At 63.4% G+C, this 17,812-nt stretch carries 15 protein-coding genes; 6 read left to right on the forward strand and 9 right to left on the reverse strand.

The window, feature by feature from the left end; translation table 11 throughout:
- Positions 1-172: 172 nt before the first annotated feature.
- Entirely contained in the window at positions 173-454 is a 282-nt protein-coding gene (locus tag AABE10_RS05110; RefSeq protein ID WP_342932170.1) for a hypothetical protein, read from the reverse strand.
- A gap of 784 nt (positions 455-1,238) precedes the next feature.
- Here AABE10_RS05110 and AABE10_RS05115 point away from each other — a divergent pair.
- The gene (locus AABE10_RS05115; RefSeq protein WP_342932171.1) at positions 1,239-1,436 is read left to right on the forward strand and encodes a hypothetical protein; all 198 of its coding nucleotides are present in this window, start codon (positions 1,239-1,241) and stop codon (positions 1,434-1,436) included.
- A 372-nt stretch (positions 1,437-1,808) separates the two neighbouring features.
- Positions 1,809-2,039, forward strand: a complete 231-nt coding sequence (locus AABE10_RS05120; protein ID WP_090868227.1) for a hypothetical protein — start codon at positions 1,809-1,811, stop codon at positions 2,037-2,039.
- A gap of 73 nt (positions 2,040-2,112) precedes the next feature.
- On the opposite strand, the gene AABE10_RS05125 is transcribed toward AABE10_RS05120, so the two are convergent.
- The 5 genes from AABE10_RS05125 to AABE10_RS05145 form a co-directional block, all read right to left on the reverse strand.
- A complete protein-coding gene (locus tag AABE10_RS05125) occupies positions 2,113-2,547 on the reverse strand; it encodes an RbsD/FucU family protein (protein ID WP_342932172.1) in 435 nt (144 codons plus the stop codon).
- A 90-nt stretch (positions 2,548-2,637) separates the two neighbouring features.
- A complete protein-coding gene (locus AABE10_RS05130; protein ID WP_342932173.1) occupies positions 2,638-4,215 on the reverse strand; it encodes an altronate dehydratase family protein in 1,578 nt (525 codons plus the stop codon).
- Positions 4,215-5,822, reverse strand: coding sequence for an aldehyde dehydrogenase (NADP(+)) (locus AABE10_RS05135; RefSeq protein WP_342932174.1), 1,608 nt, complete (start codon positions 5,820-5,822; stop codon positions 4,215-4,217). The genes AABE10_RS05130 and AABE10_RS05135 overlap by 1 nt, the downstream gene beginning before the upstream one ends.
- 44 nt (positions 5,823-5,866) lie before the next feature.
- Positions 5,867-7,204 carry an MFS transporter gene (locus AABE10_RS05140; RefSeq protein WP_342932175.1) on the reverse strand — a complete coding sequence of 446 codons (1,338 nt, stop codon included), beginning with the start codon at positions 7,202-7,204 and terminating at the stop codon, positions 5,867-5,869.
- A 158-nt stretch (positions 7,205-7,362) separates the two neighbouring features.
- Positions 7,363-8,577, reverse strand: coding sequence for a fumarylacetoacetate hydrolase family protein (locus tag AABE10_RS05145; protein ID WP_342932176.1), 1,215 nt, complete (start codon positions 8,575-8,577; stop codon positions 7,363-7,365).
- Positions 8,578-8,753: 176 nt separating this feature from the next.
- Here AABE10_RS05145 and AABE10_RS05150 point away from each other — a divergent pair, with 176 nt between their 5' ends.
- Complete coding sequence (locus tag AABE10_RS05150; RefSeq protein ID WP_342932177.1) at positions 8,754-9,710, forward strand: LysR substrate-binding domain-containing protein; 957 nt, start codon at positions 8,754-8,756, stop codon at positions 9,708-9,710.
- 84 nt (positions 9,711-9,794) lie between these two features.
- On the opposite strand, the gene AABE10_RS05155 is transcribed toward AABE10_RS05150, so the two are convergent.
- Complete coding sequence (locus AABE10_RS05155; RefSeq protein ID WP_342932178.1) at positions 9,795-10,823, reverse strand: aldo/keto reductase; 1,029 nt, start codon at positions 10,821-10,823, stop codon at positions 9,795-9,797.
- A gap of 91 nt (positions 10,824-10,914) precedes the next feature.
- The gene (locus AABE10_RS05160; protein WP_342932179.1) at positions 10,915-12,024 is read right to left on the reverse strand and encodes a LacI family DNA-binding transcriptional regulator; all 1,110 of its coding nucleotides are present in this window, start codon (positions 12,022-12,024) and stop codon (positions 10,915-10,917) included.
- A 371-nt stretch (positions 12,025-12,395) separates the two neighbouring features.
- On the opposite strand from AABE10_RS05160, the gene AABE10_RS05165 reads away from it, so the two are divergent.
- The 3 genes from AABE10_RS05165 to AABE10_RS05175 all read left to right on the forward strand — a co-directional run bounded on the left by AABE10_RS05165 (position 12,396) and on the right by AABE10_RS05175 (position 16,141).
- A complete protein-coding gene (locus tag AABE10_RS05165; RefSeq protein WP_342932180.1) occupies positions 12,396-13,937 on the forward strand; it encodes a sugar ABC transporter ATP-binding protein in 1,542 nt (513 codons plus the stop codon).
- A gap of 16 nt (positions 13,938-13,953) precedes the next feature.
- On the forward strand, positions 13,954-15,003 hold the full coding sequence (locus AABE10_RS05170) for an ABC transporter permease (RefSeq protein WP_342932181.1): 1,050 nt from the start codon (positions 13,954-13,956) through the stop codon (positions 15,001-15,003).
- Between the two features lie 190 nt (positions 15,004-15,193).
- Positions 15,194-16,141, forward strand: coding sequence for an ABC transporter substrate-binding protein (locus tag AABE10_RS05175; RefSeq protein ID WP_342932182.1), 948 nt, complete (start codon positions 15,194-15,196; stop codon positions 16,139-16,141).
- Positions 16,142-16,252: 111 nt separating this feature from the next.
- Here AABE10_RS05175 and AABE10_RS05180 read toward each other — a convergent pair whose 3' ends face one another.
- The gene (locus tag AABE10_RS05180) at positions 16,253-17,503 is read right to left on the reverse strand and encodes a mechanosensitive ion channel family protein (RefSeq protein WP_342932268.1); all 1,251 of its coding nucleotides are present in this window, start codon (positions 17,501-17,503) and stop codon (positions 16,253-16,255) included.
- Between the last annotated feature and the right edge of the window lie 309 nt (positions 17,504-17,812).

The raw sequence follows: 17,812 nt of genomic DNA on the forward strand, positions 1-17,812 counted from the left end.
GGTCAGAGTCGAGGTGCCCGAAGCGGGGTTTCGACAAGAGGGGATTGCAGGGAAGGAGGCCACGCTTCGCGCAGGCGTCGACGATCGGTGGCCGGACGCGAAGTGACGATCGCGGTGCGGTGTGGTGTGATGCGGCGGGGCGCTGGCCGACCCGCGCCCCGCGACCGGCTGATCAGTTGCCGCGATACATCGGGTTGGCGTTATCGGCCATCGAAGGGCCACCCGATTCGTATCTGGCGGCTTCGTCCCCGCCGACACCGCTATGGCGTTCGTCCAGCATGCGTGCCTGGGCTTCTTCCACGGATAACGTTTGAGCGCTTTGACCGCGTTGCGATGCAGGTCCGCCGTCATCGGGGCGATAGTACGGCGCGGGGCCATAGCCGCTCGCGAAGGCGGGTGCGGCCAACGAGGCGGAGCTTGCAATCAGAAGAGTGGCGATAAGTTTCGTATTCATAGGTATTCCTAAGTTGATAATTGAATCCCCGAATGTAGCCGGATGACGATCATTGGGTCGCGCTATTCAACGTTGGTGGGATGATGCAAATGCCCGCCGCGCGCAGGCAGAGAGGCTCGAACGAACAAGACCATGGCTGGAATGCAGGCAATATCGCTGACGCCGCAGCGAAAGCAGGGAACCGGTCGTTGCCGCGCCCATCGCTGAGAAGGCACGGGTTGTGCCAAGACGGATGTGTCTGGCTTGCGAGCGATCGTAAGCAGTGGAAAACAAAGAAGATTCGCGCTCGTTCGCAACTTCTTACGACGAACCCGATGTGTGCCGATGTCTGGCTGACGGCTAACACTTTGCGGTTCGCTGTCTGGTCTGATCCAACAAAGCTCGCAGATTTAGAGCGATAGAGTCATTAGAGCTTTACGGGAAATTCCAAAAGGAAAGAATTAACTCAACCTAAACAAGCGAACCGGAATCGATGTACTTCATTTGAATCTGAAATAGATCGAGTTGCGGATCTACCCGGAAGGCGCCTCGCGAGGGCCGTCGCAGCAGATCTTCGTATGACAAAACACGCTCTATCAACGATGTCGTTCTAATGCATTATTTTCATGCGGAAGCGTGCCGAAATTCGATTTAACATTTGGGGCCTGGCCTGATGCTACCGGATTCACAGGCCGGACCATAACAGACTGGAACAATCTACTGAAATATCAAACGGCCTTTGCATCAACGGGTAATTAATGCTTGCAGGCAACGTTTAATCCAGATAATACGGAGCGAGACAAACATGCTGAGCCCTCACGAATTCGCTACTCTGATGCTGGTTAAGGCGGCCCCCGAACAGACCAGCCTTAGTCGCGAAGAACTGGATACGCTTCTGGAGCGTCAGCTGGCAGCACTGGAAAAACTGGCGTCTGAAGTGCAGCGTCCCCGTCGTACGCTGCATGCGGTTTCGGTCGTTAAGGCTATTGCGCGAAAACACTAAGCTCGCGCGGAACTGGAACCTTATCTGCGGAATCATCTCGCAAGGCGGTCTGGCGGGCGTATTGCCATTCGTCGTTCGCGCGATGCGTTCTGCAGAGGGGCGAGCGAATCGATCTCGCTTGAGTACCTGAAAATTACCCGTCATGTGCGTGCCACCTGCGGCGCGCATCATTGGTTTTCGTGCACCATCCGAAGTGGGACGTTCGCCTTAGATGTGCAGCGTCCGCATGCGAATCGCTACATCCAGGTTCTACTAACGTGTTCTTTATTGGTTCGTCATTGGCGGGCGACTGTTTCGCAGGCGCCGAAGCGAAGCTATTGAGCCGAATGGTGTGAGCTTGAATGGAGATGTTTGACTTTATCAGGAGATCTTATGCACTTCTATCACCACGGTGTAGCGATACAACCGGCGGTTGCAAGAAGCGGCAATACTTTTGTTGCGCGCGTATCCATTCTTGAGGAGGATGGCGAGCTCACGTCGCTCGGCGATCTGGGGCATTTTGCGAACCGGCAATCAGCGTTCGCTTTTGCCGTGAAGTGCGGTACTGCATTCGTCGACGAAGAGCCGATGCCGCGGCCTCCGTGTGATATCCGCCATGCTTGAGGCCTAGCAGCAGGCTGCCGTTCAAATTTCTGGCGACGTGGGTTCTACGGCTGGCCCGCGAACCGGCGAAGATTCAAACGGCCACGGGCGGCACGACCCCTTTCTTGAGCAGCAGATTGCCGTAGGGTCGCGTTTCTCCCGTCTGCACGATTGCAAAGCCGGCTCTCGCGCGCGCGTAGAACTCATTGCGCGCTAGCCCGTCGGCTTCGGGATATCCGTGGGATTTCAACACGCGCTGAAGGTCGAGCGTTGCGGGCGGAGGCGCGGGCAACGGGTCGATCGGCGTCATGATCCAGGCGGCGCGAGGTACTGCCTCGTCTAACGGAAAAAGGCGCAGCACCTCGTTCGCGAGTTCCGCCGATGTGCAAGACGGCAACCGGATCAACTGACGCGCATGAGAAGCAGCGGGGAAGTTGGCATCGACGAGCGCGATCTCATCGCCGTGACCCATCGATGCAAGCGTGAAGAGCAGATCCGGCGACAATAGCGGAGAGATTCCCTTTAGCATTTTCAATTCACCTCGTGCTATTCGATAAACCGGGATTCGATCGGCATTCGGACAGCATTCCGAATGCCGATAAAAACAAATCAGCCAAACTCAGGTGATCGCCCCCAATTGCCACGGCACGAACTCGTTCTGTCCGTAGCCGTGCAGTTCGCTTTTCGACTTTTCGCCGGAAGCGGTTGCCAGCATCAACTTGAAAATCTCTTCGCCCAACTCGTCGACGCTGCGCGTGCCGTCGATGACCGCGCCGCAGTTCAGATCGATATCTTCCTGCTGCCGCTGCCAGAGTGCCGTGTTGGTCCCGAGCTTCAATGATGGCGACGGCGCGCATCCGTAAGCCGATCCGCGTCCCGTCGTAAAGCAGATCAGGTTCGCGCCGCCCGCGACCTGTCCCGTCGCGGAGACGGGGTCGTAGCCGGGTGTGTCCATGAACACGAGTCCGTGCGCATCGACTGGCTCGGCATAGTTGTACACGTCGACGAGATTCGTCGTGCCGCCCTTGGCCACTGCGCCGAGCGATTTTTCGAGGATCGTCGTGAGGCCGCCCGCCTTGTTGCCCGCCGACGGATTGTTGTCGAGACTCGCGTCCATTCGCGCGCAGTACGCTTCCCACCAGCGGATGCGGGCGATCAGCTTCTCGCCCACCGCTGGCGAGACGGCGCGGCGCGTGAGCAGATGCTCGGCGCCGTAGATCTCGGGCGTCTCCGAAAGAATGGCCGTGCCGCCATGCGCGACGAGCCGGTCCACGGCTGCGCCCAACGCGGGATTCGCGCTGATGCCCGAGTAGCCATCGGAGCCGCCGCATTGCAGACCCACGACCAGATGCCTCGCGTCGACGGGTTGACGCCGTACCCGATTCGCGTCGGCGAGCATGGCCTCGATCTGCTCGATGCCTGCGGCGACGGTGCGCGCGGTGCCGCCGCTGCTCTGGATCGTCAGCGTCTTCAGCGACGCGCCTCCCTCCAGGCCTTGCCCCTGCATCAGTCCGTCGATCTGGTTCGTCTCGCAGCCCAGGCCCACGATCAGCACGGCCGCAAAGTTCGGATGGCGCGCATAGCCGCCGATCGTGCGCCGAAGCACGTCGAGCGCTTCGCCGTTCGCGTCGACTGCGCAGCCCTGGCCGTGCGTGAGGGCCACGACGCCATCGACGTTCGGATAGTCGGCGAGCGCCCGCGGGTTGATGTCGCGCCGGAAATGATCGGCGATCGCGCGCGCAGCCGTGGCCGAGCAGTTCACCGACGTCAGTATGCCGATGTAGTTGCGCGTGGCCACGCGGCCATCGCTGCGGACGATGCCCTGAAATTGTGCGGACGGCCTCACGCGCGCGGTCGGCCGGATGTCGGCGCCGAATGCATAGTCCCGTTCGAACGCACCGATCGCGAGGTTATGCGTGTGCACGTGCTCGCCCGGCGCGATGGCGCGCGTCGCGAATCCGATAATCTGCCCGTAGCGTCGAAGAGGCGCGCCGGTTTCGAGAGCGCGCGCCGCTACCTTGTGCCCGGCGGGAATCAGGCCGCGCACCGTGACGCCATCGCTCAGACGCATGCCCGCAACGAGTTGATGCCGCGCGATCACCACATCGTCAGCGGGATGCAGCCGGATGATCGCATCTGTCGATGAGGAGGCAGGAGCGGCAGGCGTTCCCGCTTCGAATTCCGTGGTCGTAGGCATCAGATAGTCTCCGTGCAGGTGTCGACGGGCGCGGCGGCGCGTGTCGCGATGCCGTCGACGAGGCGTGGCAGGTTCCACGGATTCGCATCGCGCAAAGCGGGAGGCAGGCTGGCGTCGGGATAGTTCTGGTAGCACACCGGGCGCAGGAAGCGCTCGATGGCTGCGCTGCCCACCGACGTGCCGCGCGCATCCGTCGTAGCAGGATAAGGCCCGCCGTGGACAATTGCATCGCTCACTTCCACGCCCGTCGGATAGCCGTTGAACAGCAGTCGTCCGACCTTGGTCTCCAGCGCCGCGAGCAATCCCGCTTGCTGCGCGAGATCGGCCCCGTTCGCGAGCACCGTCGCGGTCAACTGGCCTTGCATCTTGTCGGCGAACGCGAGGAAATCGCGCTCGTCGTCGAGTTCGACCAGTATCGTCGAAGGACCGAATACTTCTTCTTCGAGCGCGTCGCCGTCGAGCAATGCGTCGCGCCCGGCAATGAAAAGATGTCCGCCGACGCGCTCATCCTGCCCGGCTTCCCGCCCGCCTGCCAGCAGTTCTTCGACACCCGGCAGCGCACGCAGCCCTGCCACGCCGCGCCTGAAGTTCTCGCGAATGCCTGCGCCGAGCATCGGTTGCGGCGCGGTCTGTTCGAGCGCGTTGCGCAACGCCGCCTTGAACGTATCGAAGGCCGGCGAGCGCACGCCCAGCACCAGACCGGGATTCGTGCAGAGCTGCCCGCAGCCGAACGTGACGGATGCCGCCAGTTCCCGCGCGATCTGCGCGCCACGCTCGGCGAGCGCCGAAGGCAGCAGGAAGACGGGGTTCACGCTGGACATCTCCGCGAAGACGGGGATCGGCTCGCGCCGCGCCTGTGCGAGATCGAAGAGCGCGCGGCCCGCAGCGAGCGAGCCGGTGAAGCCGACAGCCTTGATCTGCGGCGCCTTCACCAGCGCCGCGCCCGTCGCGGCTGTACCGTAGACCATATTGAAGATGCCGGTCGGAAGTCCCGACTTCGCGACTGCGCGCACGATCGCATCGGCGACGAGTTCGGACGTCACCATATGGCCGGGATGCGCCTTGACGACGACGGGACAACCGGCCGCGAGCGCCGATGCCGTATCGCCGCCCGCGACGGAAAAGGCGATCGGAAAATTGCTGGCGCCGAAAACGGCCACCGGGCCCACGGCAACGCGATATTGCCGCAGATCGGGACGCGGCAGCGGCGTGCGATCCGGCTGGGCGCGATCGATACGAACATCGAGAAAATCTCCGCGACGAACCGTGGCGGCAAACATCCGCAACTGATTGCTCGTGCGCTTGCGCTCTCCTTCCAGACGCGCGACGGGCAATGCCGTCTCGCGATTCGCCTCGGCGATGAACGACGCGTCCAGCGCGTCGATTTCATCGGCGATCGCTTCGAGCAGCGCGGCGCGCACAATCGGGCTCGTCGCGCGAAAGGTGGCGAACGCCTGCTGCGCCGCCTGCGCTGCCGCGCTCACTTCGGCTTGCGTTGCCTCGTAGAAGATGACGGGATAACGCTCGCCCGTGATCGCATCGATGCTGTGCAACGGCGTGCCGGCCGCGTGGCGCTCTCCGGCGATGTAGTGATGTCCAAGAATCATCGAATCAAAACGTAAAAGTAGAGTCTGTAGGTAGAGCGCGGCCGTCATGCCGTCTCGGAGCCGGACGAACGCTGCTTGATCGCGAACGAACGTTGCGCCGCTGCGCCGATGCTCAACAACAAGAGCACGCCGCAGCCGCCCGCAATTGCCAGCGCAAGCATGCCGGCTCGCTGGCTATGGAAGCTGGATTCGACTGCCGTCTTCAGCGTCGGCGCGAGAAAGCCGCCGAGATTGCCGAGCGCGCCGATCAGCGCGATGCCGCTCGCGGCTGCTGTTCCGCTCAAATAAGCCGTCGGCAGCGTCCAGAACAGCGGTTGCACGACCACGAAGCCAATCGCAGCAACGCAGAAGGCCAGCAGCACGGGAACGAGTTCGTGTCCGAGCGTCGACAGCGCGATGCCCGTCGCGGCCATCAAGAGCATCGCGATCGCGAATTGCCGGTGCTTGCCGCTCGCGTCGGCGATTCCCGTCACGACGCGCAGCGCGATCAGCGCGCACAGCCAGGGAATCGCGGTCAGCAGACCGACCTTCAGGCCGACGGCTGTGCCCGTCAATTCGGAAAGGCGGGTCGGCAGATAGAAGATGACGCCGTAGACGCTGACCTGAATCGCAAAGTAGATCGCGACGAAGCGCATCACGTGCCAGTTGCGCAGCGCCGCGAGCGCGCTCGCGGGACCGTGGGCGACCTTGTGACGGTCTTCGGCTGCGATAGCTGCTTCGAGCGCGGCCTTTTCGTCGGCGCTCAGCCAGCTTGCGTGGCGCGGCTTGCTGACGAGATAGAAAAACGCGATGACGCCGACCACCGTCGCCGCGATCCCTTCGATGATGAACATCCATTGCCAGTTGTGCAGCCCGAGCTGACCGCCCATCACGTCGAGCAACAGACCGGAGAGCGGGCTGCCCAGCACGAGCGCGAGCGGCAGGCCGAAGTAATACACGCCGAGCGCCTTGCCGCGCTGGCTTGCCGGAAACCAATAGGTCGAGTACAGGATGACGCCCGGAGAAAAGCCGGCCTCGGCCACGCCGAGAATGAAGCGCAGCACGTAGAACGACGTTTCGTTGTGGACGAACATCATCGCCGCCGACGCGAGGCCCCACGTCACCATGATCCGGCTCATCCAGACCTTTGCGCCCACGCGATGCATGATGAGGTTGCTGGGAATCTCGAACACCGCGTAGCCGATGAAGAAGATGCCGGCGCCGAGCGCATACGCGGCATCGCCGATGTTCGCGTCGACCATCAGCGCCTGCTTGACGAAGCCGACGTTCGAACGGTCGAGCATCGACAGCGCGAACATCAGCGCGAGGAACGGCGCCAGCCGGTTGCGCGCTTTCTTGATGGCGCTGGCGAGCGCGTCGTGGTTTGAAGCCTGGGTCTGCATTGTTTGTCTCCCGTGTCATGCACGATGGTTGCCGTGCATGGCTACGTCATGCGTATCGATCCGTCCACCGACGCGCGCGGTCGGTGGGACGCACATTGAAACGCGAGCGGCGCTTATCGCGTATTGCGTATCGCGTATCGCGAGTAGCAGGGCCTGGTTCAGAGCGGCTTGCCGAGCAGCCCTCGCTGCGCGAGGTTATTGATCAGCGCGCGCGCGCCGAACTGCCACGGCGCGATACGGTCGCTGCGGCCGACGCGGTTCACAAGGGTGCCGAGCGACGGCGTGGCGATCCGCACGATGTCGCCTTCCTTGTGGGTGAAGCCGCCGCCGGGCGCATCGCGGTCTTCGACGGGCGCAAACAGCGTGCCGAGAAACAGCATCGCGCCATCGGGATACTGATGGATCGCGCCGATCGTCTGCGCGACGAGATCGAGCGGATCGCGCGTGATCTGGTTCATCGAGCTCGTGCCGACCAGCACGAAGCCGTCTTCGCCTTCGACACGCAAGCCGATTTCCGCTTGCCGCACGTGATCGATCGAAAAGCTCTCGTCGAAAAGACGCAGAAACGGACCGATGGCGGTCGACCCGTTGTTGTCCTTCGCCTTGCCGAGCAGCAGCGCGCTGCGGCCTTCGAAGTCGCGCAGGTTGACGTCGTTGCCGAGCGTCGCGCCCAGCACCTGGCCACGGCTGTTGATCGCGAGCACCACTTCCGGCTCGGGATTGTTCCACTCGGACTTCGGATGCAAGCCGATCTCCGTACCCGTGCCCAGCGCGGACAGCACGGGCGCCTTCGTGAAGACCTCCGCATCGGGGCCGATGCCCACTTCGAGGTATTGCGACCACATGCCTTGCGCGATCAGCAGCGCCTTGAGTTCGCGCGCTTCCGTCGAGTCCGGGCGAAGGCTGGCGAGACTGTCGCCGACGAGCGCCTGGATGTTCGCGCGAATCTGCGCGGCGCCTGCCGGATCGCCCTTGGTCTGTTCTTCGATCACGCGCTCGATCAGGCTGCCCGCAAACGTGACGCCCGCCGCCTTGATGACCTGGAGATCGCAAGGCGCGAGCAGATGCGCGCGCGAGTCGCTGCCGGCATCGCCCGTGCTGGCGGGCGCGCCCGCGAGGATCGACTCGAGACTGCCGATCCAGCGGCCAGCGGCATTGCGCACCGTGGCCACCGGGTCGTCGTGTTCGAGCAGGCTGCTCATGGTCGGCGCGACGTCGGAAATGTCGAAAACGCCATCGGCACGCAGCACGACCACGGCCGGGCCACCCGGCGTCGTGTCGGTCGGCGGCAGCCATGCGCGTCCGACCAGCGTGCCCTTGAAGCCGTCGTCGGGAAGCGTGTCTCGGGCGTTCAGCACTAGCGGGGTAGTCATCGTTATCTCCATGGATTCTTGTTGCCGCCCGGTCGCCCGCCAGCATCGTGGCGGCGTACCGTACCAGTAGGGTCCAAAGCCAAGGTGCAACGGTACGCGCGGCTCCCATAAACATCCAATCGATTATTCGGTAATATCGATTCCGTTTCGTTATGAGTAAGGCGTGGTTTACCTGTATGGCCAAACATCCCGCTTCAGCCGTTCCGTCGGTGTCCGTGTTGACCCGATTGCGCTTCCGACACCTGCAACTGCTCGACATTCTCGGGCGCACGCGCAACCTGCGCATTGCCGCCGAGCAGATGCACATCACGCAGCCCGCCGCGACCAAGATACTCGGCGACACGGAGGCCATATTGGGCGCGCGGCTGTTCGAGCGCCTGCCTCGCGAGATGCGTCCCACCGAACTCGGGACGTTCGCGTTGCGCTACGCGGGCGCTGCCGTCGCCGATCTCGGCAAGTTCGTGAACGAACTGGATGCGCTGCGGTTGGGTGGCCACGGTCATCTGACGGTCGGCGCGATCTCGGCGTCGGCGGCCGGCGTGGTGGCCGAGGCGATGCGGGATATCCTGCGCAAGCGACCGCTGTTGCGAATCCGGCTCGTCGAGCAGAGCAGCGATCAGCTGGTCGTCTGGCTCGAGGAGAGGAAGATCGACATCATGGTCGGGCGCCTGACCGAGCCGCATCATCAGGCGCTGTTCGATTTCGAGAAGCTGTCGCTGGAGCCGGTGTGGGTCGTGTGCGGCAAGCGCCATCCGCTGCTGGAACACGCGCGGCCCGAAGTGGCCGATCTCGCCGGGTGGCCGTGGATTCTGTATCCGCCCGCGACGGCTATCCGGCATCTGTTCGAGGAGACCATCGCCGCTGCGGGAATCCGTTCGCTGGTGGGCATGGTCGAGACGCCGTCGATCTTCTCGGCGCTGGCGCTGTTGCAAACGACCGACATGCTGTCGCTTCAGCCGCGTGCCGCCGTCGAAAAGTATGTCGACGAAGGGTTGCTCGGGCGACTGGACGTGCCGATCCGCCGGACGATGCCGCACTACGGCATCGTCACCCGCAAGAACGAGCCGCTGTCGGAACCGATGCAGGCGTTCATTTCGATCTTGCGCTCGGTCGCGGAGAAATCTCACGCGTGATGGCAACGAAGCGGCGCGTTCCTGGTGAGGGCGCCGCGTCTGTTCATCTTCGCGCATGCGAAGAGCGCGTCGCAGCCCTCGCGATCAGACGGGCTCGCGTGTCGTTGCGTGGATCGCGTCGCCCGAAGCAAGAGGCTCCGGCGCATCGGCGGGAATCAACCCATCGGCCTTCAACGCCGCCCAGAGTGCCGACGGAATCGGCTCGGTCATTGCCGCGCAGTTCTGTCTGATCTCGCTCGCGTTCCGCGCGCCCGCGATCACGCACGCGACCGCTCGCGGCGCATGCGTGAACTGCAGCGCGGCCGCCTTCAGGTCCACGCCGAAGCGCTCGCAGTGCGCGAGAAGTCGGCGCCGCTTATCGAGCATCTCCGCCGGCGCCTCCGCATATTCGAACGTCGTGCCGCCGACAAGCAGCCCCGAGTTGAACGGACCGCCCGCGACCAGTTGCACGCCGCGCCCGTCGCAAGCGGGGATCAACGCATCGAGCGCCGATGTGTCGAGCAGCGTGTACCGTCCCGCGATCAGGAACACATCGGGGTCTGCATCGTTCAATGTCATCAGGCATGGCTCGACTCTATTGACGCCGAGCCCCCATGCGCCGATCACTCCCTGATCGCGCAGATCGCTCAGCGCCCGCATCGCGCCTTCGACGGCGATACGATATTGCCGCAGCCAGTCGTCACCATGCGCATCTTCGGCGACGTCGTGGATATAGACGATATCGATGCGATCGAGTGAAAGACGCTTGAGACTCTCTTCGATCGAACGGAGCACGCCTTGCGCCGAATAATCGAATTCGACGCGAAACGGCAGCGCGCCGACATAGCCGTGCTGGACATCGGGAACGGATGCATCGGGAATCAGCAGACGCCCGACTTTCGTCGAGACGACGAATTCGTCGCGCGCACGATGCGCGAGCGCCCGTCCGAGGCGCTGTTCGGACAGACCCATGCCGTAGAACGGCGCGGTATCGAAATAGCGCATGCCGGCTTCCCATGCCGCGCTCAATGTCTCTTCAGCCGCTTCTTCGCTGACGCGTGCAAAGAGATTGCCCAATGGGGCCGCGCCGAAACCCAACGGTCCCGACGGAATCAGGGCGTGCCTGTTGTTCACGGATTGCCTCGCAACGTTGTTATAGGTCCCGCTCGCCGCGCGTATGCGCCTGTGCGCCTATGCGCGCGGATTCATGCCGCTTCATGCCGCTTCATGCGTCGGAGAGCTGTGCCTTGCCTGTGCTTTTCGCTTTCGCTCGCCGCGCCGCGGGCTTCGCGAGCGCTTTTTGTGCGGCAAGCGCAAGCCCGCTCGGCGCAGGCGGCGCGACGCACGACTGCCGGATCACCAGCTCGGGTGCGAACACGAGATGCTTGGGCGCCGCGTTCGTCCCGTCGATGCGCTCCAGCAGCAGGTTGAACGCGGCTTCGGCCATGGCATCGACGGGTTGACGAACGGTTGTCAGCGCGGGAGAGAAGGCGGCGGCCCACGGGAAATCATCGATTGCGGCAACCGACACATCGCGTGGACACGACAGGCCCGACTCGGAGATCGCGCGCATCACGCCGATCAGCATCTGGTTGTTGGTCGCGAAGATCGCGGATGGACGCTCGGGCAACGCGAGGAGGGCGTGCGCGCAGTCGAACGCATCGTTGCCGTTGAACGCGCCGTGCCGCACGAACTCGGGCACCACGTCGAGACCGGCGCCGCGCAATGCCTCGACGAATCCGGCCAGACGATCGCGGCCGGGCACGAGATGCTGCTGCCCCGCGATGATCGCAACGCGCGTGTGACCGAGACCGATGATGTGCTGCATGATCATCCGCGATGCCGCGACGTTGTCGAGGACGACCGAGTCGTAGTCGTCGGCGCGAATGATGTGATCGACCGTGACGATCGGCATGATGCCGACGTCATTGGGCAAGTCCTTGTATGACGCGTCGGGCCCTGCCGCGCAAATGATGGTGCCCGTCGCGAGATGCGCGCGAAGCATCTTCAGATACGAGCGCTCCTGCTCGATATCGCGTTCGCTGTCGCATAGCAGGACCGCGTAGCCCTGCTCGCGCGCGCGCTTTTGCACCGAATGGACGAGCTCCGTGAAAAACGGGTTCGTGACATCGGGGACGACGAGCCCAATGATCCGGGTCGCGCCTTTCTTCAGGCTGCTCGCCACGGTATTGGGCGCATAGCCGAGCGCGGCGACAGCCTTCTTCACGCGGCCGGTCAGCTCGGGGCTGACATAGGCCGAGCCCGACAGCACCGCGGAGACTGTCGCGAGACTGACCTGCGCGAGGCGCGCTACATCCTTCATCGTTGATGCCACGTCGTTTTCCGATATCAGTGAATGCCCGCCATCGCGGGCTGCCGCACCTGACGCCGCCCGTCGTCGAACGGGGAAACGTCGCCACGCTATTGCAACAGCGGTCGTCATGCGCGCGTCGATTTCGCGCGTTTGCAGCATGAACCGCAGCCCTTTTATGGGGCGTCAACGAATCATATCCGCTTTCGATTCGCTTGGTAAAGCGTTTAGCGAAACGTTTCGTTTCATGCGCGACATGGTTAACCCGATATTGCCAAAGACCGTGTTGACACGGACAACTGAGCCATCTACATTCTCGCCGAAACGTTTCACTAAACGTTTCGCTGGAACGTTCGGCGTCGAGACTGCGCGCCCCAAAAACTGGACGAGAAGAGATGAGTGAGACAGAAACACGACAGGACAACCGTCCTCGTCGCGCGCTGGTGTCGATTCGCAATCTGAGCAAGTCGTTTCCTGGCGTGCGCGCGCTCGACAATTGCCAGTTCGAGTTGCTGCCTGGCGAAGTGCACGCGTTGATGGGCGAGAACGGCGCGGGCAAATCGACGTTGATGAAGGTCCTGTCGGGCGTTTATCAGAAGGACGAAGGGGAGATCCTGATCGACGGCCGGCCCGTCGACATTCCCGATCCGCGCACGGCGCAGGCACTCGGCATCGGCATCGTTCATCAGGAGCTGAACCTGATGAACCACCTGAGCGCCGCGCAGAACATCTACATCGGGCGCGAGCCGCGCCGCGGCATCTTCATCGACGAACGCGCGCTCAATCGCAAGGCCGCTGGGATTTTCGAGCGCATGCATCTGAAGCTCGATCCGCGCACGCCCGTTTCCCAGCTCACCGTCGCGAAGCAGCAGATGGTGGAGATCGCCAAGGCGCTGTCGTTCGATTCGCGCGTGCTGATCATGGACGAGCCGACGGCCGCGCTGAACAACGTCGAGATCGACGACCTGTTCAGAATCATTCGACAGCTTCAGTCGAACGGCGTCGGCATCGTCTACATCTCGCACAAGATGGACGAGCTCAAGCATATTGCCGGCCGTATCACGGTCATGCGCGATGGTCAGTATGTCGGCACCGTCCCTGCGGACACGACGCCGATGGAGACGATCATCAGCATGATGGTCGGCCGCCAGCTCGACACGTCGCCGCGCCATCCCGTGCAGCGCGCGAACGGCGAGGTCGCGCTCGAAGTGAACGGGCTCACGCGCGGCTCGGTGATCCGCGACGTCAGCTTTACGCTGCGCAAGGGCGAAGTGCTCGGCCTCGCGGGCCTGATGGGCGCGGGCCGCACGGAAGTCGCGCGCGCCGTCTTCGGCGCCGATCCCGTCGAGCGCGGCGAGATTCGCGTGCATGGCAAGAAGGTAGCGATCCGGTCCACGCAGGATGCCGTGCGCCACGGCATCGGCTATCTGTCGGAGGATCGCAAGCAGTTCGGGCTCGCGACGGGCATGGACGTGAAGAGCAACGTCGCTCTTGCGAGCATGGGCCGGTTCGCGTCGTTTCGCATGTTTCTCGACGATTCCGCGATTCAGCGCACCGCCGACCAATACGTCAGCCAGTTGCGCATCAAGACGCCGTCCGTGCATCAGCAGGTGCGCCTGCTGTCGGGCGGCAACCAGCAGAAGATCGTGATCGCCAAATGGCTGCTGCGCGACTGCGACATTCTCTTTTTCGACGAACCGACGCGCGGCATCGATATCGGCGCGAAGACCGAGATCTACAAGCTGATCGATGCGCTCGCGGCGGAGGGGAAGGCCATCGTGATGATCTCGTCCGAGTTGCCCGAGATTCTCCGCATGAGTCATCGCGTGCTGATCATGTGCGAAGGCCGCATCACGGGCGAACTCCCGGCCGGCGAGGCCACGCAGGAAAAAATCATGCAGCTCGCGACGCAGCGCGAACCTGTCGTTACCGAATGAATTCACCAGGATGACTATGACCAACACACCTAACCCCGTCCCGTCGGCCGAACAGACTCTGCCCCTCGCGCGCGAGCGCAATGCCGCGAGCCTCGCGGCCAGGCTGTTTCATTCGGGCGCGCGCCAGAAGCTCCTCGCGTTCGCGAGCCTCGTCGTGCTCATCATCTTCTTCGGCATTGCGTCGCCGCAGTTCCTGCAAGTCGACAACCTCGTCAGCATCCTGCAGGCCACTGCCGTGAACGGCGTGCTCGCGATTGCGTCGACGTTCGTGATCATCACGGGCGGCATCGACCTGTCGGTGGGCACGCTGATGGCGTTCTGCTCGGTCATGACAGGCGTCGTGCTGACGAACTGGGGCATGCCGCTTTATGTCGGGATTCTGGCTGCGATCTGCTTCGGCGCGCTGAGCGGCGCTGTGTCGGGCGTTCTGGTTGCGAAGCTGCGCATCCCGCCGTTCATCGCCACGCTCGGCATGATGATGCTGATGAAAGGGCTTGCGCTCGTCATCTCGGGAACGCGGCCCATCTACTTCAACGACACGCCGGGATTCACGAGCATTTCGCAGGATTCGCTGATCGGCAACTTCATTCCCGCGCTGCCGATTCCGAACTCGGTGCTCATTCTGTTCGGTCTCGCCATCTTCGCCGCTGTCGCGCTGAACAAGACGCTCTTCGGGCGCTATACGTTCGCGCTGGGCAGCAACGAAGAAGCCGTGCGGCTGTCGGGCGTCAACGTCGACGGATGGAAGATCGCCGTCTACACGATGGGCGGCGCAATCTGCGGCATTGCCGCGCTCGTGATGTCGTCGCGTCTCAATTCGGCTCAGCCCGCTCTCGGCCAGGGCTACGAGCTCGATGCGATCGCGGCTGTCGTGATCGGCGGCACCTCGCTGTCGGGCGGCGTGGGGACGATCACGGGCACGATGATCGGCGCATTCATCATGAGCGTGCTCGTCAACGGCTTGCGCGTGATGTCTGTCGATCAGGAGTGGCAGATCGTCGTGACGGGCGTGATCATCATCTCCGCCGTGTATCTCGACATGTTGCGCCGGAAGAAGCAGCGATAAGAGCCGCGGTAACAGCAGCGGTAACAGCAGTGGCAAGTGAAGCCGTCCCGCTGCGCGATGCGCTGGCGGGCGAGCCGCGAGTCAAGCCGGACGCGACGCATCGCCTACGTCGGCCTACGTCGCGTTCGCACCGGGTGACGGCGCGCGCATCGTCGCGTGTCGTACTTTCAACCATAGAGGAGACTTGTAGATGATCAAACCGAAACTGATCGGCGCGGCGCTCGGACTGAGCCTGGCGTTGGGATTTTCCACGGGCGCATGGGCCGATGTTCCGTATGTCGCGCTGGTGTCGAAGGGATTTCAGCACCAGTACTGGCAAGCCGTGAAGAAAGGCGCGGAGAAGGCGGGGCAGGACCTGCACGTGAAGGTGTCGTTCGAGGGCCCTGAAACGGAGGCGATGGTCGACAAGCAGATCGACATTCTGTCGGCGACGCTCGCGCGCAAGCCGTCCGCGATCGGTCTCGCGGCGCTCGACAGCCAGGCCGCGACGCCGCTGTTGAAAAAGGCGCAGGCGGCGAAGATCCCTGTGATCGGATTCGATTCGGGTGTCGACAGCGACATTCCGCTTTCGACTGCCGCAACCGACAACAAGGCGGCAGCAGCCGTCGCAGCGGACAAGATGGCCGCGCTGATCGGCAACGAGGGCGAAGTCGCCGTCGTGGCGCACGACCAGACGAGCCGCACGGGCATCGACCGTCGCGATGGCTTCGTTGAGCGCATCAAGGCGAAGTACCCGAAGATCAAGGTCGTCACGGTTCAGTACGGCGGCGGAGATCAGTTGAAGTCGACGGACATTACGAAGTCGATCATCACCGCGCATCCGCATCTGAAGGGCATTTTCGGCACGAACGAAGGATCGGCGATCGGCGTCGTCAACGGTGCCCGTGAAATGAAGATGAACGGCAAGATCGTGCTGGTCGGCTTCGATTCGGGCGAGAAGCAACTCGACGCGATCCGCAGCGGCGACGAGGCGGGGGCCGTCACGCAGAATCCGATCGGCATCGGTTACGACACCGTGCAGGCGGCCGTCGAGGCGCTTCAGGGCAAGAAGCTGCCCAAGCGCATCGACACGGGCTTCTACTGGTACGACAAGGGCAACATCGACGATCCGAAGATCGCGGCTGTTCTCTACAAGTGATGTGCGGTTAGCTCGCGGCGGCCGGTGGCAATGCATGCCGGCCGTCGTGAATCCAGCAATTCGCCACGCTTGCGAGACGCGCTGTGCGTGAATGCAAATTCCCGCGTGTGCCTAGTGTGTATGTGATACGCGCGCACGTCCGCGATGCACGCCGTCGGTGCTCGGCGGCACGCGCCGCTCTATGTGGCGCTGACCGTTCCCGCTACTGTTGCGCCGCGCACGCGCACCGCCGATGGCCGCAACGGGATCGGCCGGCGTGTCCGCCGCCGTACTCGATGCGACCGGCTCGTCGTGGGCGGGCGGTTGCGGCACGGGCGGCAACTCGCTGCGTCGCTCCAGTTCGGCCGTCACCTCGGCGCGCGCATGCGGCAGATATTGCGGATAGTGATTCTGGATGAAGCAGAGCAGTCCTTCTCGCACGCGGCAGCGCAAGTCCCAGTTGAGTCCCGAATCCATCGAGCTGACCAGCACGCGCAACTGCAATGCGCGCTCAGTCGCATCCGTTGTCTGTAGCACCTGAACACTGCCGTCCCATTCGCGTGCTTCCTTCAGCAGCCGTCCCAGTTCTTCGCGCAGCGGCGCGAGCGGCATGCGGTAGTCGACGTAGAGAAACACCGTGCCGATGATCTGCGAACTGCTGCGCGTCCAGTTGGTGAACGGATGCTCGATGAACCACTGGAGCGGCACGACCAGCCGCCGCATGTCCCACAGACGCACCGACACATAGGTGCCCGTGATTTCCTCGATGCGACCCCACTCGTTCTCGATCACGACGACGTCGTCGAGCCGGATCGGCTGTGAGAGCGCGATTTGCAACCCCGCGATCAGATTGCCGAGCACGGGCCGTGCCGCGATACCGGCGACCAGTCCCGCGACGCCCGCCGACGCAAGCAGGCTCGCGCCGATCTGTCGCACGGCGGGGAACATCATCAGCGCGCCGCCGACGCCGACGATCACGATCACCACCATCACCGAGCGCGCGAGCACCCGCGCCTGCGTGTGGATCCTGCGTGCCTGGAGGTTGTCGGCGGTGTCGAGGGGATGCGCCTGAATGATCGCCTCGCCGATCGACGCGGCGAGACGCATGGCCAGCCATGTCACGGTTGCGATCAGCACGAAGGCCGCGACGTCGCGCAACGGGACAATGTAGCGCAGCGTGTCGGGCGCTTCCCAGAACACGAATTCGAGCCCCAGCACCATCAGCAGCACGCGCGTCGGCACGTCGATATGAGCCAGCACGATGATCGCGAGCGGATAGGGGCGCGCAATGCGCGTCACGATGCGCGCGCCGATACGCTGAACCGCGAGCGCAATCGCCATCGCAATGATCGACACGACGGCGCCGCCGGGCCAGGCGTGCATCGGCGCATCCACGATGCGCTCGATGTCGTCAAGGGAAATCGTCAATGCAGTATCCTCGCGTCCTCTGTTCGTAGCGGAAGAGCGGGAGACAGTTCCGGCCGCGATGTCGTTCGCCGCGCAATGCGACTGCGTGCGATGCGGGCTGCATGAAACGGATGTGCAACGCTGCCAGCAAACCACGAATACTCGTCGCTCTTCAGCGTCATGTCGGTTCGCACAAACTGTGCCGCATCGTGCGACGCGGGCGTTCCCGCACTGCATGTGGGGGCAACGATCAGGCCATTTGCGGAGCCGGAGGCGTGGCGCGAT

It is taken from the genome of Paraburkholderia diazotrophica, from assembly GCF_038900755.1.
Taxonomy (GTDB): domain Bacteria; phylum Pseudomonadota; class Gammaproteobacteria; order Burkholderiales; family Burkholderiaceae; genus Paraburkholderia; species Paraburkholderia diazotrophica_A.